The 23,195-nt window shown below is 68.9% G+C and carries 25 protein-coding genes and 1 pseudogene; 17 read left to right on the top strand and 9 right to left on the bottom strand.

Annotated elements, in window-relative coordinates:
- Window positions 1–274: 274 nt before the first annotated feature.
- From GPA02_RS15380 to GPA02_RS15360, 5 genes are all read right to left on the bottom strand, one after another.
- The gene (locus GPA02_RS15380) at window positions 275–1,132 is read right to left on the bottom strand and encodes a magnesium transporter CorA family protein (protein WP_162457799.1); all 858 of its coding nucleotides are present in this window, start codon (window positions 1,130–1,132) and stop codon (window positions 275–277) included.
- A gap of 35 nt (window positions 1,133–1,167) precedes the next feature.
- Window positions 1,168–2,109: a CorA family divalent cation transporter gene (locus GPA02_RS15375; RefSeq protein WP_156201255.1), complete on the bottom strand. Its 942-nt coding sequence runs from the start codon at window positions 2,107–2,109 to the stop codon at window positions 1,168–1,170.
- A gap of 70 nt (window positions 2,110–2,179) precedes the next feature.
- Window positions 2,180–2,386, bottom strand: coding sequence for a hypothetical protein (locus GPA02_RS15370; RefSeq protein WP_162457798.1), 207 nt, complete (start codon window positions 2,384–2,386; stop codon window positions 2,180–2,182).
- 93 nt (window positions 2,387–2,479) lie between these two features.
- Window positions 2,480–3,427, bottom strand: coding sequence for a magnesium transporter CorA family protein (locus GPA02_RS15365; RefSeq protein ID WP_156201251.1), 948 nt, complete (start codon window positions 3,425–3,427; stop codon window positions 2,480–2,482).
- Between the two features lie 64 nt (window positions 3,428–3,491).
- Window positions 3,492–3,824, bottom strand: coding sequence for a hypothetical protein (locus GPA02_RS15360; protein WP_156201249.1), 333 nt, complete (start codon window positions 3,822–3,824; stop codon window positions 3,492–3,494).
- A 567-nt stretch (window positions 3,825–4,391) separates the two neighbouring features.
- On the opposite strand from GPA02_RS15360, the gene GPA02_RS15355 reads away from it, so the two are divergent.
- The 17 genes from GPA02_RS15355 (at window position 4,392) to GPA02_RS15275 (ending at window position 19,837) form a co-directional block, all read left to right on the top strand.
- Entirely contained in the window at window positions 4,392–4,727 is a 336-nt protein-coding gene (locus tag GPA02_RS15355) for a hypothetical protein (protein ID WP_156201247.1), read from the top strand.
- A gap of 131 nt (window positions 4,728–4,858) precedes the next feature.
- Window positions 4,859–5,776 (top strand): helix-turn-helix domain-containing protein, encoded by a 918-nt coding sequence (locus tag GPA02_RS15350; RefSeq protein ID WP_338027530.1) that lies wholly within the window; start codon window positions 4,859–4,861, stop codon window positions 5,774–5,776.
- A gap of 218 nt (window positions 5,777–5,994) precedes the next feature.
- Window positions 5,995–7,074: an ImmA/IrrE family metallo-endopeptidase gene (locus GPA02_RS15345; RefSeq protein ID WP_156201313.1), complete on the top strand. Its 1,080-nt coding sequence runs from the start codon at window positions 5,995–5,997 to the stop codon at window positions 7,072–7,074.
- Complete coding sequence (locus tag GPA02_RS15340) at window positions 7,074–8,009, top strand: bifunctional DNA primase/polymerase (protein WP_156201245.1); 936 nt, start codon at window positions 7,074–7,076, stop codon at window positions 8,007–8,009. Before GPA02_RS15345 ends, GPA02_RS15340 begins: the two co-directional genes overlap by 1 nt.
- A complete protein-coding gene (locus tag GPA02_RS15335) occupies window positions 8,006–8,707 on the top strand; it encodes a DUF2637 domain-containing protein (protein ID WP_156201243.1) in 702 nt (233 codons plus the stop codon). Before GPA02_RS15340 ends, GPA02_RS15335 begins: the two co-directional genes overlap by 4 nt.
- Window positions 8,704–9,120: a hypothetical protein gene (locus GPA02_RS15330; protein WP_156201241.1), complete on the top strand. Its 417-nt coding sequence runs from the start codon at window positions 8,704–8,706 to the stop codon at window positions 9,118–9,120. Before GPA02_RS15335 ends, GPA02_RS15330 begins: the two co-directional genes overlap by 4 nt.
- Before the next feature lie 92 nt (window positions 9,121–9,212).
- The gene (locus GPA02_RS15325; RefSeq protein ID WP_156201239.1) at window positions 9,213–10,115 is read left to right on the top strand and encodes a hypothetical protein; all 903 of its coding nucleotides are present in this window, start codon (window positions 9,213–9,215) and stop codon (window positions 10,113–10,115) included.
- Window positions 10,112–11,122: a ParB N-terminal domain-containing protein gene (locus GPA02_RS15320; RefSeq protein WP_156201237.1), complete on the top strand. Its 1,011-nt coding sequence runs from the start codon at window positions 10,112–10,114 to the stop codon at window positions 11,120–11,122. The genes GPA02_RS15325 and GPA02_RS15320 overlap by 4 nt, the downstream gene beginning before the upstream one ends.
- Window positions 11,123–11,161: 39 nt before the next feature.
- On the top strand, window positions 11,162–11,851 hold the full coding sequence (locus GPA02_RS15315) for a hypothetical protein (RefSeq protein ID WP_156201235.1): 690 nt from the start codon (window positions 11,162–11,164) through the stop codon (window positions 11,849–11,851).
- Window positions 11,852–11,863: 12 nt separating this feature from the next.
- Complete coding sequence (locus tag GPA02_RS15310) at window positions 11,864–13,510, top strand: M23 family metallopeptidase (protein WP_156201233.1); 1,647 nt, start codon at window positions 11,864–11,866, stop codon at window positions 13,508–13,510.
- On the top strand, window positions 13,510–13,776 hold the full coding sequence (locus GPA02_RS15305) for a DUF6112 family protein (protein ID WP_156201231.1): 267 nt from the start codon (window positions 13,510–13,512) through the stop codon (window positions 13,774–13,776). Before GPA02_RS15310 ends, GPA02_RS15305 begins: the two co-directional genes overlap by 1 nt.
- A 122-nt stretch (window positions 13,777–13,898) precedes the next feature.
- Window positions 13,899–14,168 (top strand): DUF6112 family protein, encoded by a 270-nt coding sequence (locus GPA02_RS15300; RefSeq protein WP_156201229.1) that lies wholly within the window; start codon window positions 13,899–13,901, stop codon window positions 14,166–14,168.
- Between the two features lie 28 nt (window positions 14,169–14,196).
- Entirely contained in the window at window positions 14,197–15,543 is a 1,347-nt protein-coding gene (locus GPA02_RS15295) for a TrbL/VirB6 family protein (protein ID WP_156201227.1), read from the top strand.
- A 6-nt stretch (window positions 15,544–15,549) separates the two neighbouring features.
- Entirely contained in the window at window positions 15,550–17,019 is a 1,470-nt protein-coding gene (locus tag GPA02_RS15290; RefSeq protein WP_420809366.1) for an SCO6880 family protein, read from the top strand.
- 51 nt (window positions 17,020–17,070) lie between these two features.
- Entirely contained in the window at window positions 17,071–17,862 is a 792-nt protein-coding gene (locus GPA02_RS15285; RefSeq protein ID WP_156201225.1) for a hypothetical protein, read from the top strand.
- 32 nt (window positions 17,863–17,894) lie between these two features.
- Window positions 17,895–18,356 (top strand): hypothetical protein, encoded by a 462-nt coding sequence (locus GPA02_RS15280; RefSeq protein WP_156201223.1) that lies wholly within the window; start codon window positions 17,895–17,897, stop codon window positions 18,354–18,356.
- Window positions 18,353–19,837, top strand: a complete 1,485-nt coding sequence (locus GPA02_RS15275) for an ATP-binding protein (protein ID WP_156201221.1) — start codon at window positions 18,353–18,355, stop codon at window positions 19,835–19,837. Before GPA02_RS15280 ends, GPA02_RS15275 begins: the two co-directional genes overlap by 4 nt.
- Window positions 19,838–19,885: 48 nt before the next feature.
- On the opposite strand, the gene GPA02_RS15270 is transcribed toward GPA02_RS15275, so the two are convergent.
- The 4 genes and pseudogenes from GPA02_RS15270 to GPA02_RS15255 all read right to left on the bottom strand — a co-directional run.
- On the bottom strand, window positions 19,886–21,127 hold the full coding sequence (locus GPA02_RS15270; protein ID WP_156201219.1) for an MFS transporter: 1,242 nt from the start codon (window positions 21,125–21,127) through the stop codon (window positions 19,886–19,888).
- 41 nt (window positions 21,128–21,168) lie between these two features.
- Window positions 21,169–21,534 (bottom strand): ArsR/SmtB family transcription factor, encoded by a 366-nt coding sequence (locus GPA02_RS15265; RefSeq protein WP_156201217.1) that lies wholly within the window; start codon window positions 21,532–21,534, stop codon window positions 21,169–21,171.
- 113 nt (window positions 21,535–21,647) lie between these two features.
- A complete protein-coding gene (gene mgtE, locus GPA02_RS15260; RefSeq protein WP_156201215.1) occupies window positions 21,648–23,006 on the bottom strand; it encodes a magnesium transporter in 1,359 nt (452 codons plus the stop codon).
- A 71-nt stretch (window positions 23,007–23,077) separates the two neighbouring features.
- Window positions 23,078–23,195: pseudogene (locus tag GPA02_RS15255) on the bottom strand (IS481 family transposase); the annotation flags it as partial.

Genomic DNA, 23,195 nt, shown 5'->3' with positions numbered 1-23,195 from the left:
TCGGACGCGGCAGAACGCCGGGTGCCGAAGATGGGGCATGCGCGGGCGTGTCAGCGTCGCTGGAAAATGGTGGTCGGGCCCCGGCGGACCGCGCTCGACACCTTTCGGGGCCGACCCGTCGCCCCGCTCGGGCACATCGATCGACTGTGTTTGTCACTCACGACGGATCACCTCCTCACACACGCTGTGGGGGCCTGTCGGCCCCAACCCACCACCCTACCCAACTCTCAACGGCTTGCGCAAATGACGCAGTGGGAGTGGTGGGCTGGGAGGGTCATCGGAGTTGTCCGGCGCGCTTGATGACGTAGATGGGAAGGGCGGCGAGCAGGAACACTCCGGCGATCTGGACCCAGGCGGTGTAGGGCCAGCTCAGCTCGGGCATGAACTCGAAGTTCTGCCCGTACCAGTTGATCAGGGTCGTACCGGGGATGAGGATCGCCCACAGCACGGTGAAGACCTTGATCACGTTCAGGTCGCTGGTGGAGATCTGCTGGGACGCGCCCTGGGCGTGGAAGCGGTGCCGGTCGACGATGAACTCCAGCCGGCGGGCCAGGGCTTGTCCTTGCAGGACCAGATCGTCCAGGCGGGTGCGCTCCAGCGTGCCGTGGTCGGTCGCCTCGTGGCGCAGCAGCCGCGCCAGCTGCACGAGTCGGCCCACGGTGTAGGAGACGTGGGACAGTGCCTGGTCGATGTCGGTGAGCAGTTCGCTGACGTGGGGCAGGTCGCTGACCCCGACGCTCTTGACGCCGGCGCGTTCCAGGTCCAGGCGCGCCATCGCCTGGTGCACGGTGCGGATGTCGCCCTCGATCATGGCCAGGCTGTGCGCGACGGTCGCGTAGCCGGCCTGCACGAGCGCGAGGCAGACGGTGTCGGGGTGGGTGGCGCTGGCCTGGTCCAGTTGCAGGCGGGCCTCCACGTCTTGCAGGGACGGGACGCCGCCAGCGGGCTCGACGGTGACGATGCGGTCCTCGCGCAGCACCATGGTGACCTCGTGGACCTCTGCCGAGTCGGAGCGGGCGTCCATCAGCCGCAGCGGGAACACGTTCGTGCCGGGCTGACCGGTGCCGGGCTGGACCTCGAACCCGAGCGTGTGTTCGGCGTCGGCGAGGTCCTGGGTGCCGGTGACGAACACCCGTGTCCACGGGCTGTTCTCGATGGTTCGGATGCTCATCGCAGCCACCCCTTCCGCTTGATGTAGGCCAGCGGCACCAGCGCGAAGAACACGGTGGCACCCATCACGAACCACTCCCCCCACTGGAAGGACAGCTCGGGCATGTGCGCGAAGTTCTGCCCGTAGTACGCCGCGATCAGCGTCGGCGGGGTGAACACGGCGGTGACCACTGTGAAGACCTTGATGATCTGGTTCTGCTTGAGATCGAGGGTGGTCATCAACGACTGCTGAATGTTGCGCACCTTGGCGTGCTGGAATCGGGCGTGGCGGCGGGAGCCCTGAATGTCCGACAGCAGCGCCGCGTCCCCGTTGCCGGTGGCCGCAGCCGATCGGCGCACCCACCGGGTGGCCCGCTCCAGCATGAGCTGGCCTTCGATGGTGCGGGCGATGAGTTCTTCGGCCTCCCCGAGCGAGACCGCGGTCTGGGCGATGTCGGCGACGCCGACCTGGCGGCCCTCGACCTTGAACCCGCCGCTGCTGTCGACGGCCTCATCGGCCAGGTCGCCCAGCACCAGGGAGATGCGGGCGATGGTGTCCTGCATCGAGTCGCCCAACGCCTCGATGATCAGCAGCAGTGCGTCGTGGCTGGAGGCGGTCGCCGGCAGCCGGTTGGCGCGTGCCTGGGCGTAGCTGAGGGCATCGACCGGCTGGTCCGGTTCGACCGTGATGACCAGGTCGGCGGTGAAGGCGATCAGCACGCTGACGGCGCGGAAGGAGTAGCCGCCGACCAGGTCGTCGTCCCGCAACGGCAGGGCCACGGGCAGGACGGTGAAACCGGCTTCCTCGATGGGGTGGGTGGTCTGTCGCTCCAGGGACAGGCCGTGCTGGCGCGAGATGGCGTCCAGGGCGGCCCGGTCGGATGCGCGCACCCTGATCCAGCCCTGGCCGGGAAGGTGCTGCGCATCCAGCGTGATGGGGGGTGCGGTGTTCTGGTTCATGTTCGAGCTTTCAAGGTTGGTCCCGCCAGGAGTGGCATGGAGGTCGCGAACAAAGGGGGCAGCGCGGGTGTTACCCGAACTGCGCCACGCCGAGCAGGTGCAGGCCCGCGAAGCAGGCGATGATGGCCGCGTAGAGCACGACGACGGCCCAGATGATCTCCCGCTCGATCCGGGAGGTCCGCGGACGCTCCTCGTCGGCGTTCTGACGGGCGCGGGCACGCTCGTCCAGGTCGGCGCCGGGAAGGCTGTTGACCTCGATGCGTGAGCTCCAGGTCATCTTCCCTGCCTTCGTGGATGCGCTGGGGGTGGTGTGAGTGGTCATGACAAAACTTCCTTCACTTCGATGGAGAACTAAGGGGTCGGGTGGGGTCTATCGCAGCCATCCGCGACGGCGGACGTAGATCAGCGGGAGCATCGCGAACACGAAGCTCAGCAGGATGATCGCCGGCTCGGCGTACTGCCAGCTCAGGATCGGCATGAACTCGAAGTTCATGCTGTAGTAGGTCGACAGCAGCATCACCGGCAAGAACACCGCCGTGACGACCGAGAACACCTTGATGATCTGGTTCTGCTTCACGTTCAGGGCCAGGTTGTTGGTCTGCTGCAGCAGCCGCACCCGATCGTGCACGAACTCGATGTGCTGCTCGATCGCCTCGATGTCATCGATCAGGCGACCCAGGTCGGTGCGCACCGGGGTGGGCCGCTCGTGCAGCTTGGCGCGGATGTGGCGGGCCGCCTCGGCGAGCGCGAGCTGACCTTCCATGCAGCGCGAGAGCAGCTCTTCCATGTCGGCCAGCTCCTGCTGGGTGCTCGTCACGTCCGAGACACCGAAGTCGCGTGCTTTCTTCGTCTCCAGGCTGCGCAGGATGGAGTTGGTCTGGACCATCATCTTCTCGGTGCTGTTGTTCAGCCCGCTGACCAGCCCATCGGTCGCGTCGGAGATCGCCTGCAAGATGCTGGCGGCGATCTCGAAGGGGTTGTCGTCCTCGCGGCCGTCGCGCTCCATGCGAGCAACCGCCAGATCCAGCGGCGCGCACGCCTGCCCCGGCTCCACGGTGATCACGACGCGGTCGCTGACGGCGAGGATGATCCTGGTCTCCTGGTAGTCCTCGCCGTCGCGCTCCACGAACGTGGTCGGGATGTAGATGAACTCCTCATCGGTGTAGAACGACGCGGACGCGGCACCGGCAAGGTCGGCGCCGTAGCGCTCACGCATCTGCCGGAACAGCCGGGCGTCCTCACCGACGATGCGCTGCCATCGCCCATTGCTGATCGACCTGACACGGGCCTTCGGGGCCGTCGATTCGATAATGCTCATTCGCGTTCTTCCTTCATGTTTGGTGCAGATGCGGTTGGCGGCCGATATCGCCGCCAGAAGACGGCTACTCGTCGTCGGTCTCGGTCTCGCCCGAGCCGCCCGTGTTCGAGAACCCGCTGTGGGTTCCCGACGTCGAGGAGGTCTGCGTCTCCAGGCCGTAGTTGAAGACGTGCAGGGAGGCGGTGAAGGAGAGCATGAGCACGCTGCTGACCACCACCACCCGGGTGGTGAACCGCTCGTAGCGGGCTGCCTTCCTCTTGCCGCCGCCCTGGCCCCCGCCGACAGCGACCAGGACACCCCGCCACGACGGGATCTCAGCCGATGCGGCTCGACCGGTGGGCTCGGGCATCGTGTGGACCGGCCAGGACGGCATGGTCTGCGTGGTGATGGTGGACATGGCGCATTCCTCTCAAAGCAGTGAACGTGGTGGGGCCTCGGAGTCCTGCGCGCCCACCCCACGTCACGACGAGGTTGCGCTGTCCAGGCTCCAGTGGATCGCGGGCGCCGAGGCAGACGGACCCGTCTCAGGGTGGGAGCGCACAGATCGACTGTGGTCGTCGCTCACGACGGATCACCTCCTAGCGCGCATGACTCGGGGGCCTTCTGGCCCCGTAGATGACACTAGTCGATACTCTGCGCTTTGCGCAAATGAACGACTGTTGACGTTGTGTCGACCAGAAGGTAACGAGAGACAGTCTGGCACTTGCGCAAGTCACGGACTATGCTAGGAGGGCGCACCTGCCGCGCTGCCGTCGACCGCAGACGCGGCGATCGAGGTGGGTGCCACACGATCATGGAGGAGGTTCGGATGAGGTCACCACACGACGAGTCGCCCGATCGACCCCCTCGCACCGAGTCGCCCGTCCCGCACCGGGACCAGCACGACGCCTCCGACGTGCAGCCCACCGCAGAACAACGTGTGGCTCCTCCTAGCGGGTGGGCCGCCGTCGCCGCATGGGCGCAGATGAGGCACTACCCCCTGGCCGGCCCGCCGCCCTTCCTCGCCGTGCCCGCCTCACGCGACGACGCGAGCAACAGTCCCGGGGTGCTCCCAAGCCAGGAAGACCCCGAGCGCTCCCGGTCCCGATCGCGGCGCGTCGCGGCCGTCGTCCTGATCGAGCTTCTCGCCGCCGCGGGATTCATCTGCGCCATCATCGCCTGGACCAGCCACAACCAGGCCCTAGGCATCCTCGCCCTCGCCACAGCACTCGGCGCCAACCTCATCCTCTGGGCATGGGCGCGCAGACTCGCAAGAGGCGGCGCGACGCACCAGCACGGTTCAGGACGCGAACGGCGGTGAGGTCCAGGCAGCCTGCCCGGAGGCGGTTGAGGACGGCAGGCTGCGGTGCGCGGTTTCGGCTGCGGGGTTGCGTTCCATACCCGGTGGATGCTCGCGCTGGGTGCTGACCCACCGGACCGGGCGCGTCGGCCATGACCAGCATGTTCACTTATCAACCTGTCTTGGCTCGCACGCGTGCGGTACACACCTACGTCGGCCCGATCGCCTATGACTGTGTGCAAGTGGTGGTCGTCAGATCAGGCTCGGCGATATTGTTCAGCGAGTTCGGTCAGAAGCCTGTTGCTGTCGGCGACGTGATCCTTTTGGCGGCGAACACTTTGTGTTGCACTGAGCCCGAAGGCCACGTCACCGTCACCACCATCTACTTGGATACCGACTACGTCATTGACCAGGTGCGCTGGCGGTATGCCGCGTACATGCGCGACCGTCACGAGGTGCAGGGATTTGCCGAAACGGTGTACACAGAACCGACGCAGATCCTCCATATCGGCGAAGACCGCGCAGGGATGCTGATGCCCTGGCTGGATGAACTTGTGAGACTGAGCACCGATGGCGGATTCATCGAGAACTTCTACCGAATGCAAGCGCTCTTGTTTGACGTGCTCCACGTCGTCGCACCATTCATTAGGACCTCACCTGTTCGCACCTCCGTGACCGAACGGGCGACAGCGTGGCCGTCTCTTCCTCGCCTTCGCCGATTTGCGCCGTTGCGCGATGAGGCGCGCAGGATAGCTGAGCTGTTGGAGGGGGCCATCGATCACCGCTGGTCGATGGCGGAGCTTGCGACCGAGGTCCATCTCTCGAAGTCTCAGGTTGGTCGGGTGTTCGTGGAGGCGTACGGCAAGTCACCGATCGCCTACCTTGCCATGCTGCGAGCCGAGCGCATGGCCGATCTTCTTCGCAACACGGATGCGTCGATTGCCGTCATCGCTCGGGAGGTGGGTTGGGGCGACGCCGACTTCGCGGCCCGCCAGTTCCGCCGGAGCGTCGGGCTGACTCCCAGTCGGTACCGAACGATCACCCGCGAGGACGGGTCCCCGTCCGGGTGATGCGCGCACGTAGCCGGGCGATATCCGCAGGATCAGCAGTGTTTGCCTCGCCATCGGCGCCCGATCCGGTAGGCCGGTAGGGACACGTCGGGTTCACCGCGGAGCCTGACGGTCGTCACCGGTTCCGTCGTCCGTCTCGTTTCCTGATCCTCCCGGCGTACCTCGTGGTCGCACGGCTACTCCCTCTCGGGGTGGCCCCGCTGGAGGGAGGTCAGGAGATGGCTATGAGAACCGAGACTCGGGAAGCGAAGCTCGAAGCTCTCGAAGAACGCATCGTGCGCTCGGCCGAGGAACTGGTGTCGGGCGAGGACTGGCGTCGGGCGATGGAGTTCGCGGCGCGGTTCCGGTCGCGCTCGTTCAGCAACACGTTGTTGATCTGGGCTCAGCACCTCGAAGCGTACGAGCAGGGCCGAGTGCCGACGCCGACGCCGACCTGGGTGGCGGGGTTCCAGGACTGGAAGAAGATGGGCCGCTGGGCCGAGGCCGGCGGTGGCTACGAGATTCGCGCCCCGGTCCGGGTGAGGTTCGCGACCGCGACCCCGAAGGACCCGTCCTCGTGGCGCCGGCTGGGGAAGGGCCAGAGCCCGCGGCCGGGCGAGGTCGTCCAGCGTCGCGTCGTGAATGTGGTCCCGACTCATGTGTGGGACGTGGCGCGGACCCACGGTGCGCCGTTGCCGGAGCTGCCGAGCCCGAAGCTACTGGAAGGCGAAGCGCCGGCCGGTCTGTGGGAGGGGTTGGCCGCACAGGTCGAGTCGCTGGGTTACGAGGTGCTGCGGATGCCGGACGGCGACGCGATGCACGGCGCGAACGGCATGACCGACCCGGGGACCCGGCAGGTGCTCGTGCGCACCGACAGAGACCCGGCCTCGCAGGTGAAGACCCTCGCGCACGAGTTGGCGCACGTTCGGATGCACGGGCCGAACCATCAGGAGGCACGCCAGCATCGCGGTATCGGTGAGGTCGAGGCCGAGTCCGTGGCTCTGATGGTGGCGGCTGCGCACGGCATGGACACCAGCGACTACACGATCCCCTATGTCGCGGGATGGGCGGCGAGTGTGGACGGCAAGGACCCGGTGCAGGTCATCCGCGACACCGGAGAACGGGTCCGGCGCACCGCGACCGAGGTTCTGGACCAGCTCGACACGATCCAGCTCGGAAACGGCCAACCGCTGTCGCTGCGCATCGACGGACCCGAGCACTCGGCACCCGAGCAGTCCGCGGAGCGAGCGTCACAGGCTGGGCCGCTGCCGGAGCGAGAGCCACAGGCGAGGCAGACAGTGGCAGGGCGGGGGCTGTGATGGTCGCCCCTGATGATGTGGCTTCGGTGTTCCGACACCTCGGCGAGTTGTCGTTGCCGGTCGCGGCGCGCGAGCTGGCGCGGGCCGGCGTGCCGGTGTTCCCATGTGTGCCAGGCGAGAAGCACCCGATCGTCAAGCGCGGCTTCCAGCGTGCGACCAACGATCTGCGCCAGGTGCAGGGGTGGTGGCGGTGGCGTCCGACCGCGAACATCGGCATCCCGACCGGCGCTGTCTCGGGGCTAGTCGTGATCGATGTGGACGTGCACGGCGTGGACGGGTACGCCGCGTATGCGCGGGCGGCTCGCGCGGGTCTGATCCCGGCACCGCTGGCGACGGTGACCACACCCAGCGGCGGTCAGCACGCCTACTTCCCGGCGTTCCCCGCTCGGGAGCAGCGGTCGTGGGCGGTCGGCGATGCGGGGATCGACTGCCGTGGGGACGGCGGCTACATCATCGCCCCGCCCTCGGTGCTCCGGCTGGATGGAGCGCGCATCCCGTACCGGGTCGAGCAGGTCGCCACGGGCCGGGTGGAGCCGGTGGACGCCGTGCGGTTGCGGAGCTTCCTCGCTCCACCGCCACCGCGCCGCCCCAGGCCAGAAGGCCGGCACGTCACCGGGCGGGAGGATGCGGACCGGATGGCGGCGTGGCTGGCACGGCAGGTCAAGGGCGACCGCAACTACAAGCTGTTCTGGGCCGCGTGCCGTCTGGCCGAGGGCAACGTGCCCGTCTCCGATGCTCTCGATGCGCTGGTGCGGGCCGAGCAACCCGACTTCGGGGAACGAGAGATCGCCCGCACGGTCTACAGCGCCTACCGCAGCGTCGGCGCCGGGGTCACCCGCCGGGACGGCGTTGCTCGGTCTGCGAACCCGCCGGCCGGTGGGCTCGTTCGTCGTGCCCATGAACAGCGGGTGCCTGCGTCGAGGGGGCTGGCATGAAGGGGCAGTCGCGGCGCTGGGCGGTCGCGACCTCGACCGGGGGCACGGTCGGGATCGCTGGTTTCGCGTTCTGGCTGTCGTTTATCGCCTTGACCGACCTGGCGCGCCGGTCGGGGGTCGCGGAGGGGCAGGCGTGGGCGTGGCCGCTCATCGTCGATGGCCTGATCGTGGTCGCGACCGTTGCCGCGTTCGCCCTCGATGGGCACCGCTCGGCGTGGTACCCGTGGCTGCTGCTCATGGCCGCCACGGGCGTCTCGGTGGCTGGAAACGTCATGCACGCGACCGTGACCGCCGACGCGGGAGTGCCTGCGCTTCTGGCCGGGTGCGTGGCGGCGGTGCCACCGCTGATGCTGCTGGCGAGCACGCACCTGACCGTCGTTCTGATCCGCTCGACCAGACCACCCGAACCCGAAACGGTGCACGAGCCCGCGGCGCTCGGGGCGACCGCCGTTCCGTCGCTCCCGTCCCCGTCCGAGGGGTCGGGGGAACCGGACGTCGGGGACCGCCGGATGCTGGCGGCAGAGCTGCGAGGGCTGGGCTGGTCGAACAAGCGGATTGCCCGCGAACTCGACGTGCACCCCTCGACGGTCGGCAGATGGCTGCCTCGCGCCGACCACGCCGAGACGTCCGGTGCTCACCAGACCGATGAGACGGACCTGTCCGGGTCCGAGCTCGTGATGGAAGGAGCTGCGCGATGAACGACTACGACAAGACGAACCCGGCGGATCAGTACCCTCGCCACGCCGAACCCGAGCAGGCTCGCATACCGCGGGAGGACCCGAACCCTGCCGAGGACGCAGAAGCGGCGGGCACGCCGGATGCCGTGAAGGACGCCGCGTCGCGCAGGCATGCGACGGAGAGGCTGGCGAAGGTTCGGGGCCGGGGCGTCGATTGGGTGCGTCCGACCGATCTGATGGCCCAGAGCGGCGGGGTTGTCCCCCGCCGAGGGATCGACCTCACCGCCGCGGCAAGCCGGCGCGTGCGCGCCCCGCTCGTGAAGGGTGCGCAGTGGCTGGGCGAGCGCGCCCGAGGCCTGCCGCCGCTGTCGGCGTTCGGTCGCCGCGGCGGTCCCGATCAGGGCCAGGTCCGGTCCGGGGTCGGGATGAGGTAGCCGGGTGGTGATGAGTCGTGGACACCCGATTGGTCGAGGCAGAACCCGCAGACGGCTGCGGGAGCACCTCGCCGCCAGGAGGTGCCCAGACCATGACCAACAACACGAGCACGACCCCTGCGGCCGAGAGGCCCGGGGCTGAGGACTACCGCAGCAGCGAGGGCCTGCGCGCCCTGCTGAATCGGCTCCACTCGGCCGGCCGTGGCGCGTGGGAGCACGACCCTGTGGCGGCGGAGCTGGTGGCGTTCGCCGCGGAGAAGTACGCGGCGCTCGCGCACAAGCACCGGCTCGACCCGTGGGAGGCCGCGTCAGCGGCGTTCGATGTGATGCGTACCAAGGCCGCCCGCACCGCGGATGATCCGTGGGCGGTCGTCACCCACGCGGTACGGATCACCTGTGTCGCCGAGGAACGCGGCCAAGGACTGCTGTGCTCGACGCACCAAGCGCGCCGGCCCCGCTACTCGGTGTTCCACGACCCCGAGCGTTTGTCGGACCGCGAGAACCCGCTGGACGACTACCACCCGGCCTTCCACGTCACCGACGCCCACCGCGAGGACGACGACCCACCCGAGACGGACCACGACGATGCGGGAGCGACCACCGCGACTGCGGCCGTGGAGGACGCGATCACGCTGCTGACGCTGCTGGGCTGGCAGGTCGGCACCGCGCGGGCGGCGGTCGAGCACGTCTGCGTGGCGTTGACCCGCGTGGGGAATCGGCACACCGCCTATGAGACGTTGCGGCGCGACAAGCACGCTAGGGCTCTGCTCGATCTGCCCAGCCGGTCATGGGCGGTGCTGCTTCGTTCCCTGCTGGGCTCTCCGCTGCCCGAACTCGCGGCGACGGGCGCGGGCCGTGGCGTGCTGCTGCGGTTGCTGATCGGCGAGACGCTGCCGGTCCTGCTGCGTGACGACGACCTCGTGCTCACCCTCTCCCTGGCGGTGCCGGGCACCAGCAAGCCGAGCGTCACGAAGAAGTCGCGGGGTGCGGGATGAGCGCACCTGCCGGGTACATCGAGCTGGAGCGGGCGGTCGATTCCATCGTCATCGGTCGCCGGCACCGCACCGACCTGGGCGACATCGACGCGCTGGCCGCCTCGATCGACCGCGACGGCCTGTTGCAGCCGCCGACGATCACACCGGACGGAGCGCTGGTGTGCGGGCTGCGCCGGCTCGCGGCGATCAAGAAGCTCGGCTGGCGGCGAGTCAGCGTGTGGGTGCGCTCGGGCATCTCGGACCGGCTGGGGCATCTGCTCGCCGAACAAGACGACAACCAGCTCCACAAGCCTCTGGGCCCGATCGAGGCAGCCGCCCTCTACCGCGAAATCAAGCAACTCATGGCCGAGGACGCCGCCCGCCGCAAGGCCAAGACACAGTTCCAGGAGGGCCACGAACCAGGAAAGCATGGTCCCGCCGAATCGACGGGACCAGCGGCCCCTCAGCCGCTCGGCGATGCCCGTGCGCAGGCGGCACGCATGGTGACCGGCTCGTCGTCCTACACCCGGCTGGAACAGATCGGGTTCCTGCAACGCCTGGCCGACGACCCGGCCGTCTCGGAGGCGCTGCGGACGCAGGCACGGGATGGGCTGGCGCAGATCGAGGGCGGCGCGCCGGTCAATCCGATCTTCCAGCGGCTCCGCGACGCGCACGCCGAGGCCGGCACTGACCGGGACCGCAGGTTGCACGAGCTGGCCGATGAAGCACTGGCCCGCGTCCACACCGCCAAGGCGGCCAGGGCCAAGAAGCCGGCGTCGCCGCCTCTCGGCCGGATCACCGAGGACGATCAGCCGGCACGGTTCCCGGTGCGGGCGTTCGTCCTGACGTGGGGCGACATGGAAGCGTGGTGGACCCACTACGACGTGGGCGAGCTGGCCGCCGAGCTCACCGATGAGCAGGTCGAGGCGTTCTTCGCCACGGTCGAGGGAACCACCGAGTTCGCCAGCCGGCTCCGCGCCGCCCGCACGGAGGCGCAGTCCGGGCGGCCGCTGCTGCGCGCTCTCTGAGCCTCCTGCGGCCGGTCGCCTGCGGGCTCACCTCGTGGCATGAAGACGAACCTCGCCTCCTGGTCCCGTGGCCGGCTGATCGCCGTGATCGCTGCCGCCCTCGTCCTGCTGCTCCTGATCGGCGTCGGCGTCTACGGGCTCATCACCGGCCCGAAGCACCCCGACGACCCGAACCCTGATCCCGCTCCCACGGTCACCGCGCCGGGCGAGTCCGAGCCCGGCAGGCCAGGGCCACCGCGGGTGGTGCCCTCGAACGACCCGGACGAGTTCGCCCGCAACGTCGCTGAGGTGCTGTTCGCCTGGGACACCGGCTCCGGCCTGATGCCGCTGGACTACTCCGCCGCGATCCTGGAAGTCGGAGACCCCTCCGGTCACGAGCAGGCCGGCCTCGCCGTGGATGTCGCCGGCTACCTGCCCACCCGACAGACGTGGATCGACCTGCGCAAGTACGCCACGACCCAGCACCTCACGATCGAGGACTCCTTCGTGCCCGAGGCATGGGATCAGGCTGTCGAGCAGGCCCAGCCCGGCCAGCTCCCCGCCGGCGCAACGGCCATCACGATCGAGGGCACCCGCCACCGCGAGGGCGTGTGGAACGGGCAGCCGGTGACCTCGGAGCACGCGGTGTCCTTCACCGTGTTCCTGGTCTGCCCGCCCCCGGCACCGCAGTTCCGCACTGGCCTGTGCCATGTGCTGCGCCTGTCGCAGCTCGACAACCCGCTCCGGTGAACAGGGGTTGTCGTGGTCAAGAAGCTCCTCATCATCGGGCTCGCCCTCGTGCTGTTCGGGCCGGCCAGCATCCTGCTCGCCATCGGCGTGCTGATGAACCCCGCCGCCGCCAACTGCGCTGTGCCCGGCGGCAGCGTCACGGTCGGGAACGTCCCCGACTCGCTGACCGTCACCACCGCGAACGGCGAGACGTTCACGCTCAACAAGACCCAGCTCACCCACGCGGCGACCATCGTCACGATCGGAGGCGGGATCGAGGGCGTGGGCCGGCCCGGAATCAAGATCGCACTGATGGCGGCGCTCACCGAGAGCACCCTGCGGATGCTGGCGAACACCGGCGCCTACCCCGAGAGCGGCGACTTCCCGAACGACGGAAATGGCTCGGACCATGACTCGCTCGGTCTGTTTCAGATGAGACCCGCCGCCGGCTGGGGCACCGTCGCGGAGCTGATGGACCCGCGCTACCAGGCGCGGGCGTTCTTCGGCGGATCGAACGGCCCGAACTATCCCTCACCGAGAGGACTGCTGGACATTCCGGGATGGCAGCAGATGGACCCCGGCGAGGCAGCCCAAGCGGTCGAGGTCAGTGCCTACCCGGATCGCTACCGCAACTACGAGCCGGTCGCAGAAGCCATCCTCGATGCCCTCACTCGGGCATCCGGCGGCGTGGGACAGGCAGGCCCGGCCAGCGCCGTAGCCGCTGCTGCGGGGCCAGTGGCCGCATCCGCGCGGGTCGTGTTCCCCCTGCCCGAGGGAACGTGGGTGCTCACGTCCTCGTTCGGACCGCGCATCCACCCGATCACCGGAGAGCCGAGCTTTCACACCGGCACCGACTTCGCCGCACCCGACGGCACCCCGATCTTGTCCGCCGCTGATGGCGTGGTCACGGTCGCGGAGTTCAGCGGCGGCTACGGGGACCTGATCGTCATCGAGCACCAGATCGGCGGCGCGACGGTGGCGACCGCCTACGCCCACATGTGGCAGCACGGCATCCACGTCACGGCCGGTGACCGCGTGGTCGCCGGGCAGCACATCGGCGATGTCGGCAGCTCCGGCAACTCGACGGGGCCACATCTGCATTTCGAGGTCCGGCCCGGCGGCACCAACGCCGAGGCCGTCGATGCCGCGGCGTGGCTCAACGCCCACAACGCGGCCGACCTGCCCGAGGCCACGGTCGGCAGCCCGAACGGGTGCGACACCTCCGGCGGCACACCGGGCGAGCCCGCGCCGCCGGACGGCGATCCCGACCAGATGGTCGATGACCCCACCAGCAACGGGCAGATCACCGCGCGAATGGCACACCTCATGGCCCAGGCCCGTGCCGTCTTCCCTGACAGCTCCTGGGCCTGCTACTCGCCCAGACCCGGCACGAGGTCAGAGCACCCGCTGGGCCGGGCGTGCGACATCACGTTCGGGAACCGGATCGGCACGCACCCCACACCCGCGCAACTCGAGGACGGGTGGCGGGTGACGAACTGGATGAAGGACCACGCCGAGGCCCTGGGCGTGGAGTACCTGATCTGGCAGGGCCAAATCTGGTCCCTGGCCCGCGACGCCGAGGGCTGGAGCCCCTACAACGGTGGCGGGATGCACGACCCCGGCGACGTGACCGGCGGTCACTACGACCATCTGCACGTCACCGTCAAGGACGGTGCGTGATGGGAGTGTTCCCCGACTTCGACGGACTCGGAGGCATCGGCGATCTGAAACAGGTCATCGGCGCGCTGCTGATGATCGTGCTCATCGTCGCGGTCCTCATGGTCATCGTGTCGGTGATCTGCTGGGCGCTGGGCGCCTCACACGGCAACCACTCGCTCGCCTCCAAGGGCCGGGTCGGGGTGCTCGTCGGCGTCGGCGCCGCCGCCCTCGCCGGCGCGGGGGTGGCGTGGGTGAACTGGCTCATCGCCCTCGGCCAACAGCTCTGACCCTCCGCCAACAGGCCCGCCCACCGCGCGGGAGCGGGCCTCTCGTCTGCCCGCTCACCCCAGTCCCCTCCTGGCTCACCTCCCCGCCACAAGCCACCCGCTTCTTCGAGGGAGTAACCGCCGTGATCGACATTGACCCCAACAGCTCGGGACTGCCCGGCATCGACCAGCTCCGCACCATCGTCGGCGCCGTGATGACGGTCGGCCTCATCCTCTCCGTCCTGGCACTGATCGTGAGCGCGATCGTCTGGGCCTACGGCGCCAACAGCAGCAACCCGCACCTGTCGGGCAGGGGCAAGCTGGGCGTCCTCATCTCCTGCGCTGCCGCGGTGATCTGCGGCGCCGCCGTGACGCTCGTGAACTTCTTCTGGAACGTCGGCCAGGCCGTCTAGGGCCGCCAGCCACAGCAGGAGAGTCCTGATGAGTGTCTGCGATGTGCCGATCATCTCGACCGTCTGCGACGTGGCGGGCGAGGCCGCCGCGACCGTCGTAGCCGCCCCGTTCGACTGGCTCGCCCAGGCGATGGGCGGCGCGGCCGGCTGGCTGATCGAGGCGATGTGGGCCGTGTTCGACACGACCACGCTGGTCGATGTCCAGACGGACGGGTTCACCAATGTCTACAACCTGATCTTCGGCATCGGGGTCTTCCTCGTCCTGATCTTCTTCTGCCTCCAACTCATCACCGGCCTGATACGCCGAGACCCGACCGCCCTGTCCAGGGCGGCGCTCGGAGCAGCCAAATCCGTGCTCGGTGCCTTCGTCGTGGTCACCTTGACGGCCCTCGCGCTAGAGATCGTGGACCAGCTCTGCATCGGCATCATCCAGGCCTCCGGCGAGACGACCGGGACGATGGGCGACAAGATCACCCTGCTCGCCGCCGGACTGACCGGCATCAACATCGCCGCCCCCGGCGTCGGCGCGATCGTCACGATCTTCCTCGCCGGGCTGATGATCGCCGCCGTCGCCATCGTCTGGTTCTCCCTGCTGATCCGCAAGGCCCTCCTGCTCGTCGGCGTGGTCCTAGCCCCCATCGCTTTCGCCGGCGCGTCCTGGGACGCCACCCGCGGGTGGATCGCGAAGTGGGCCGCGTTCGTGATCGCCCTCATCGTCTCCAAGCTCGTGCTCGTCGTCATTTTCCTACTGGCGATCACCCAGATCGCCACCCCGATCGAGCTGGACATCGCCGCGGTCACGGAACCGATCACGGGCATCGTCCTGCTCGGGATCGCTGCGTTCGCGCCGTACATGGTCTATCGCTTCGTGTCCTTCCTCGGGTTCGACCTCTACCAGCAGATGGGAACCGAGCAGGAAGCCAAGAACGCCCTGAACCGTCCGATCCCGATCCCGGCCAAGCCCAAGGGCGGAGGCGAGCCCAAGACGGTGCTCGAAGACCCCAAGGGCGGCGGAGGGTCCAGCGGCGGATCGGGCGGGACACCACCGCCCAAAACGCCGACACCGACGGCCGGAGGCACGGGCGCTGGCGCGGCCGGCGCAGGTGCGGGCGCCGGAGGTGGAGCAGGTGCAGGAGCCGGAGCGGGCGCTGCTGCGGGGCCAGCCGCCGCCGTCGTCGTCGGAGCGCAGATCGTCAAGGGCGCAGCCGAAGCCGGACCGAAGGCGGGCCAAGCGGTGGCCGGCCAGGCCGAGACCGCGGCGGGTGCAGCCAACGAATCGGGCGCCGCACCGTCGAACACGCCACCGCCTCCCTCGGCACCGCAGCCACGTACGCCCTCAGCCAATCCCCCGGCGTCGCCGTGGAAGAAGGAGTGACCGGCCATGCCCGCAATGACGGAACAGAAGGCACCCGGTAGCGAGCTGACGCCGATGAAGTTCAGCCGCCTCACTCGCCGGGGCGTGCTGCTCGGGCTCTCGGTCGCACAGCTCGTCACTCTCGGGATCGGCGGGCTGACGCTGCTGGCCGCGTTCTACGGCGGCGCCGGGATGCTGTTGGCCTACACCGCCCCGGTATGGCTGCTCGCGGCGGTGCTGACCTGGGTGCCCATCGCCGGGCGGCCGATGGTCGAATGGCTCCCGGTCACGCTGTGGTGGCTGTGGCGCTCCACCGGCGGGCAACTGCTCTACCGGAGGCGGGTCGTGAAGCCCCGCCCGGCGGGGAACCTCGCGTTGCCCGGAGACATGGCCCGACTACGCGAGCACCTGGACCCGGAGACTGGCGCGTGCATGATCCACGACCCCCGCCAGGCCACGCTCACCGTGATCTGCGAGGTCACCCATCCCGCATTTGTGCTGCTGGACCCCGGAGAGCAGGAACGTCGCGTGACCTCCTGGGGACGCGTGCTCGCCACGGTGTGCCGGTCCGGACGGATCGCCACCCTGCAAGTGCTCGAACGGACGCTGCCGGACTCCGGCAGCGGGCTCGCCGAGTGGTGGGCCGAGCACGGCACCGACGACGGCTCCTGGGCCGCGACCACCTACGCCGAGCTGATCGAGCGCGCCGGCCCCGCTGGGGAACGGCACTCCACCACGATCAGCCTCTCCCTCGATATGAAGACCAGCGCACGGCAGATCAGGACCGCCGGCGGCGGCATCCGTGGGGCGGCCGCAGTCCTCCGGCAGGAGATGGCGACCCTGACCGCGGCGCTGCGGTCCGCAGACCTCACCCCTATCGGGTGGCTCGGTCCCGGCCAGGTCGCCGTGATCCTGCGCTCGGCATACGACCCCGCCGTCGCTGCGACCCTGGAACGGCACGGGCGGCTCGGGCAGGAACTCGCCGCCGCCGGCCCCGTCGCGGTCACCGAAACCTGGGGCAACCTGCGCACCGACTCCGCCTGGCACACCGTCCTGTGGGTGTCGGAGTGGCCCCGGAGCATGGTCTATCCCGGCTTCCTCGCCCCGGTGCTGCTCTCGACCGGCATCCAACGATCCGTGTCACTGCTCTACACGCCCATGCGCTCGGACCAGGCTGCGCGTGACATCCGCAAGAAGAAGGTCGAGCACATCTCGGATGCGGCGCAGCGGGCACGGATGGGACAGATCGAGGACGCCGCCCAGTCCGCGGAGTTCCAAGACGTGCTGCAACAGGAGGCCGACCTGACCGCCGGTCACGGCGTGCTTCGCGTCTCTGGCCTCGTCAGCGTCTCCGCGCCCACGCTCGACGAACTGGAAGCCGCGACCGCCGCCATCGAGCAGGCCGCGATCCAAGCCTCCTGCGAGACCCGGCGGCTCGTCGGACAGCAGGCCGGAGCATTCACGGCGGCGGCCCTGCCGCTGTGCCGAGTCGTGTGACCGCGCAGCGCACCTGGCAGGCATCCAACTGTCCGTCCAGGGAGGCCCGCGATGCCCACGTTCACCGATCCCGCCAGCGATGCCAGCGAAGCCTATGAAGCATTGCGCGGGCTCGCCCACGCCAGCCGCACCTTCGAGGAGCCGTCCGACACCTACGCGGTGATCGGTGAGCTGCTGGGCGGGATGCGCGCGATGCGGCAAGTGCTCGACCAGCTCGCCCACGCCCATGTAGGTCGCCAGCACCACGTCACCGACGACGCCCACGATCAGACAGCCGGCGCCGCCGCTGCGTTGGCCGCAGCCGACGAACTGCACCAGGCCGCAACGCTACTGGACCAGGCCGACGACCGCCTCAACGCCGCGTTCACGCACTCAGGCCGGATCGTGTGGAACCCGCAGGGCCGGATGGTGGAGCGATGGGTCGGCATCGTGTTCCTTCAAGGAGAGGAAGCCGACCGCATCCTCGACCTCATCGACGCCAAGGGCGCCGAGGCAGGGATCGAGCATCTGTCGATGTGGGACTACGGCACCGAGACCACCGACGCGGCAATGGTCAACGGGGACGTCCACGACAGCGCCCCGGTCCATGCCGGCGATCGGCAGGCCGAGACCGGCGACTACGCGATGACCTACAACCCGCAAGCCGGGCACGTCGCCCTCTACCGCAAGCACCTGATCCGCGCCGAAGACGCCATCGACCCGAACGCCGAAGCACGTGTCCCGGCACGACGCTCAAACCCTGTCCGCGAGACGACCGGGCGGCGCAGCGCCGTCCGGGAAGGTGGCTGGTTCGAGCATCCCGGCGTCGCCGCGGTCAAGCAGGCCCGCGGCCTGTCGATGTAGCACCGGATACGGGCACGGCGCACCTGCTCGGCATGGACAGCACAGAGCCCACCACCCGCACGACCGCGCAGGCCGGGACGCTCAGCCTGACGGTCTGGCCCGACACACCGCTGGGCGAGCACCAGCGGTACGCCTACCGCATCGAGGACACCGCCGGCGGGCACATGCTCGAAGGACGCGACCTGTTTACCGGGGCCGGTGCGCCGGTCGCCGCGGAACGGGCGATGCGTGACCTCGCCGCGTTCCTGAGTGCCGCCGGCGACGCCCGCCGGTACGCCATCGACAACCCCGGCAGCACGCCCGAGCACCAAGGGCTGTTCCCCGACTGGACGGCCGAGGCTGCCCGTCAGAACGCCGACGCGCTGACCCTGCTGGCCGAGGAAGAACAGCTCTCCAATCCGTCGCAGGAACGGTCACGGCCGGCGCCGGACCCGTCGTGGTTCGAGCGACCTCCCGGTGTCTGGGTCGCCGGGACGCGGGGGCGGTCGCTGTGAGCCGCGACGAGCGGCTGCACACCGCTGTCCTCGTCGCTCCGGCATCGGAGCGACGGCGGCTGCGCAAACAACGAAGGCAGGCGGCCGCGCGGCTGGTCGCCGAGCAGCGGCAGGCCGAGAAGGACAGTGCCAGAGCCAAGGCGGAAGCCGAGCGCGCCGAGCGTCGCGCCACCGTCTACCTGCCGCCAGCAGGTGAGCCCGGCCCGGCCATGCTCCGCTCGCCCGGCAGGTTCCGGCTGCCCCGGCATCAGGACACCAGCGCCGTGCTCGCCGGCCAGTATCCGTTTCTCGCCGAGGCCGGACTGGGGTCGGCAGGCATGTTCATCGGCCAGGACCTCTACTCCGGTTCCTCGTTCGTGTACGACCCCTGGGAGTTGTACCGCAGGGGCCTCATCACCGCGCCGAACCTGATCTTGGCCGGCATCGTCGGCTCGGGTAAGTCGAGCCTCGCCAAAAGCCTCTACACGCGCAGTCTGCCCTTCGGCTATCGCGTCTACATCCCCGGTGATCCCAAGGGAGAGCACAGCGGCGTCGCCGAGGCCGTCGGAGGGAAGGCCATCGTCCTCGGGCATGGGATGGGCAACCGGCTCAACCCCTTGGACGAGGGATACCGGCCCGGCGGCTTCTCCGATCAGGAGTGGGCCACCACCCTCGCCGCGCGGCGGCGCGACCTGCTCGGTGCGCTCACCGAGACCGTGCTGGACCGGCCGCTCGCGCCCCTCGAACACACGGCGATCGACACCGCCCTTGCTGGGGCCGTGCGCGATGCGGAGGTGCCGATCCTGCCGATGGTGGTCGAGCGACTGCTGCGCCCTGATGCTGCCGATGACTCGGATGGCCGGCTCGCGGAAGACGGCCGGCTCGTCGGTCACGCGCTGCGTCGCCTGGTCGCCGGCGATCTGGCTGGGCTGTTCGACGGTCCCTCGACGGTGAAGTTCGATCCGTCGCTGCCGATGGTCAGCCTCGACCTGTCCCGCGTCACCGAGAACTCCACACTCATCAGCGTTCTGATGAGCTGCTCATCGGCCTGGATGGAAGCCGCACTGCTCGATCCGAACGGCGGCCGTAGATGGGTGATCTACGACGAAGCGTGGAGACTCATGTCGCACCCGGCGCTGCTGCGAAGGATGGACGCCCACTGGCGTCTCGCGAGACACTACGGGCTGGCGAATCTCTTGGTGTTCCACAAGCTGACCGACCTGGAGAACGTCGGCGACATGGGCTCGGCGAACCGGGCACTTGCGAGCAGTCTGCTGGCGAACGCGGAGACCCGGATCGTCTACCGGCAGGAGACCGACCAGCTCGGCCCCACCGCCACCGCGCTCGGACTCACCCGCACCGAACAGCGCCTCCTACCAGGACTCGGAACCGGGCAGGGACTCTGGCGCATCAAAGACCGCAGCTTCGTCGTGCAGCACCAACTCCACCCTGCCGAACTCGCCGCGTTTGACACCACCGCGCGAATGACGGGCAACGGGTAACCCGATTCTCGCTCGGAATCCCAAGCAAGATAGGCGCTCGGCGCCGATTCAGGCTCGTTGTCGGTCCCGTCGTCCTGGTGGATCCTTGCGCACTGCTGGCCGTCCGAGAGTCATGGCGAGGAAGGCGCCAATGACACCGATGGCGACGAGGGTGAGCGCGGCGCCGGGCAGTCCGATCGTTGCACCGAGTATGCCTGCGAGGGGGTAGGTGATCAGGAAGCAAGCGTGGGAGAGGGAGAACTGTGCGGCGAACACCGCCGGTCGGTTCTGCTCGGTGCTGTTGCGGCGAAGCAGCCGGGCAGCGGGGGTAAGGATCGTGGAGGTCGCCGCACCGAGGAGCCCCCATGCCGACAGGAGGGCAGCCCATTGTGCGGTGCCCTCCGTCCATTCCAGGAGCGCGGCCACGGACAGCAGCAAGACCGGCAGGGCGATGCCGCCGGTGAGCATGACCCTGCGGTCGGGCAGGGTGTCGAGGAGTGTGGGCATGCCGAGTGCGACAAGCATGGAGCCGCCCCCATAGGCGGCGAGCATGAGAGCGACGTCGGCTTGCGAGCGGCAGAGGTCGCCTTGGACGAGGACGACGGTGTTCACGATCACCATCGCCGTGGTCGTCGCGACCACCAGGTTGAGCCCCATCAGGCTGCGCAGTTCCGGGCTTGCCCAGAATGCGCGCACGCCTCGGGTGAGGCGGTCGAAGAACGGTGCCGGCGGCGGGGTCTCGATGTGCGGGAATCGGGTCGCCACGACGAGCAGTGCGGAAGCGAGAAACCCGGCCACGGTGCCAGCGAAGAGGTTGTGGAAGCTGATGAGCGTGAGGAGGGCGGCGGCGAGCATCGGGCTCAGGAGCGATTCCAGGTCGTAGGCCAGACGCGACAGCGACAAGGCACGAGTGTATTCGCGTTCGTCCGGGAGGACGGAGGGAATGACGGCCTGGAAGGCGGGGGTGAATGTCGCCGAGGCAGACTGGAGCAGGAAGATCAGGAGGTAGATCTGCCACGCCTCGGCCACAAACGGCAGCGAGACCGCGACCCCGGCGCGGATCAGGTCAGCCCCGATCAGCAGCGGCTTGCGGGGCAGACGGGCAGTAAGCGCGGTCGCGACGGGTGAGACGGCGACGTAGGCGGCCATCTTGATCGTCATCGCGACCCCTAGCACCACGCCCGCGTCACCGCCGGCGATCTCGAATGCGAGCAGACCGAGCACGACCGTGAGGAGGCCTGTGCCGAGCAAGGCGATGACCTGCGCGCTGAACAGCTTCGCGTAGGACGGATTGCGGAGAACGGTGAGCATGAGATGGGGCCTGACGGTCGAGAACCTGCGGTGCCGAAGGGCTAGGAGCGCGGCGTGTGGTGGTGGGGTGGGATCTGCCCGTTCGCGACCGCGTGCTCGGCCTGCCTGATCGCCTCGACCACCAGCGCGACCGCGTGCTCGTCCGTGAGGCGGTAGAGCACACTCGTGCCCTCCTGCCGGGTGGTGACCATCCGCGCCATCCGTAACCGCGCGAGATGCTGCGACACCCCGGAGGGCTTCTTCCCCACGAGCTCCGCGAGTGCGTTCACCGGGAGCTCTTCGTCGTGGTGCAGGGCGAGCACGATCCTGATCCGGGTCGGATCGGACAGGAGGCTCAGCACCTCGGCTGCGAGGTCGACGCACTCCCAGGACGGCTGCCTGCGAGCATCGTTAGTATCTGCATGCATACGCAGATACTAACAGATGGGCTGCGGCTACTCCGGTCTGCTCGCTCGCTACTCTCCGACTCACCCGCCAAGGCGGCGAGCATCACCCCAGCAAGATGCCCGCTCTGTCTCCGTCAGAGCCCGAGGACGGTGCGGGCGATGAGGAAGTAGATGACTAGGCCGGTGGCGTCGACGAAGGTGGTGATGAAGGGGTTGGAGAACACGGCGGGGTCGACGTGGATGGCGCGGGCGACGAGGGGCATGATGCCGCCGATCGTGGCCGCCACCGTACAGACTGCGAGAAGTGTGAGGCCGATCACGAGGCCGACGTGTGGGTCGTAGACCAGGCTGGTGATGGCGAACCCGATCGTGCCCAGCAGCAGGCCCAGCATGGCGCCGACCCGCATCTCGCGGGTGAGGACCTTGACGACATCGCGGGGTCGGACGTCGTTGAGGGCGAGTGCGCGGGTCACGGTCGTCGCGGCCTGGTTGCCGGTGTTGCCGCCGGTGCCGATCAGCAGCGGCACGAACAGGGCCAGGACGGTCATCTGCTCCAGAGTCGCCTCGAACACGGACAGGACCTGCACCGTCAGGGTCGCACCGATCGCGAGCACGAGTAGCCACACCACTCGGGAGCGGACGATGCTGAACAGCGGCGTGGACAGGTAGGGGCGGCGCAACGGCTCCACACCACCCTGCCGGGCGGCATCCTCGCTCTCCTCCCGCTCAAGAATCCGTACCGCGTCGTCGATGGTGAGGATGCCGACCAGACGCGACTCGCTGTCGACGACGGGCAGCGCCAGCACCCCAAGGTCGGCGCAACGGCGGGCAGCGACCTCGGAATCCTCCGTCGCGGTCGCGGTATGCGCGTCGCGCATCAGCGACTCGATCAGCGCTGCATCGTCGGCACCGAGCAGATCACGCAGGCTCACGACCCCGACGACTCGCCGCTCGTGGTCGAGGACGGGGAGGGTGTAGACGGTCTCGGCGTCATGGACACGCGGTCGCAGCCTCGCCAGCGTCTCGCCCACGGTGACCTCGGGGTGAGTGGATACCACCTCGGGGCTCATGCGCCGCCCGATCGAACCGTTCGGGTAGCCCAGCACCTCGGCAGTGAGTTGACGTTCATGCTCTGGCAGGCCCCGCAGCAGACGCTTGGCCACCAGCGCGGGCAGCTCGTCCATCAGCCACACTCGGTCGTCAGGGTCCAGCTCGGCGAACAATGCCGCGACCTCGCCGTCCTGCAACCCAGCCACCAACTCACCCTGCAGCGCAGGCGGAAGCGACTCGAACACCTCCAGAGCCTGTTGCTTCGCCAGCAGCCGGTACACCACCGCCCGCTGGCGTGCGTTGAGTCGCTCCAACGCCCCGACAAGCTGTCGGGTCGTGAGCTTCCCGACTGCCGCGGCAAGCCTGGTCAGGTCCCGGCTACTCAAGGACTGGGTGATCGTCTCGATCACCGCGGTCGGCGCATGCGCCTGCTCATCACTCATCATTCGTCGTCTCTCAGATCGGCACGCGTCGGTCGGCACCCACACACGAAGTGTGGTCTAGGTGTACTCGGTCAGCACGTTGGTGACAGTCGGCTGATCGGTGGCTTGCCTCCGCAGGCGGTGTGGGCTCGAGCGTAGTTGTAGTGCTTGAGCCATGGGGCCAGCGCGTCGGCTCGGGCGGTGTTCGAG

This window comes from Actinotalea caeni (genome assembly GCF_009733795.1).
Classification (GTDB): Bacteria; Actinomycetota; Actinomycetes; order Actinomycetales; family Beutenbergiaceae; genus Pseudactinotalea; species Pseudactinotalea caeni.
Note: the sequence above shows the minus strand (reverse complement) of the source record. Positions and strands in the feature narration are given on the sequence as shown.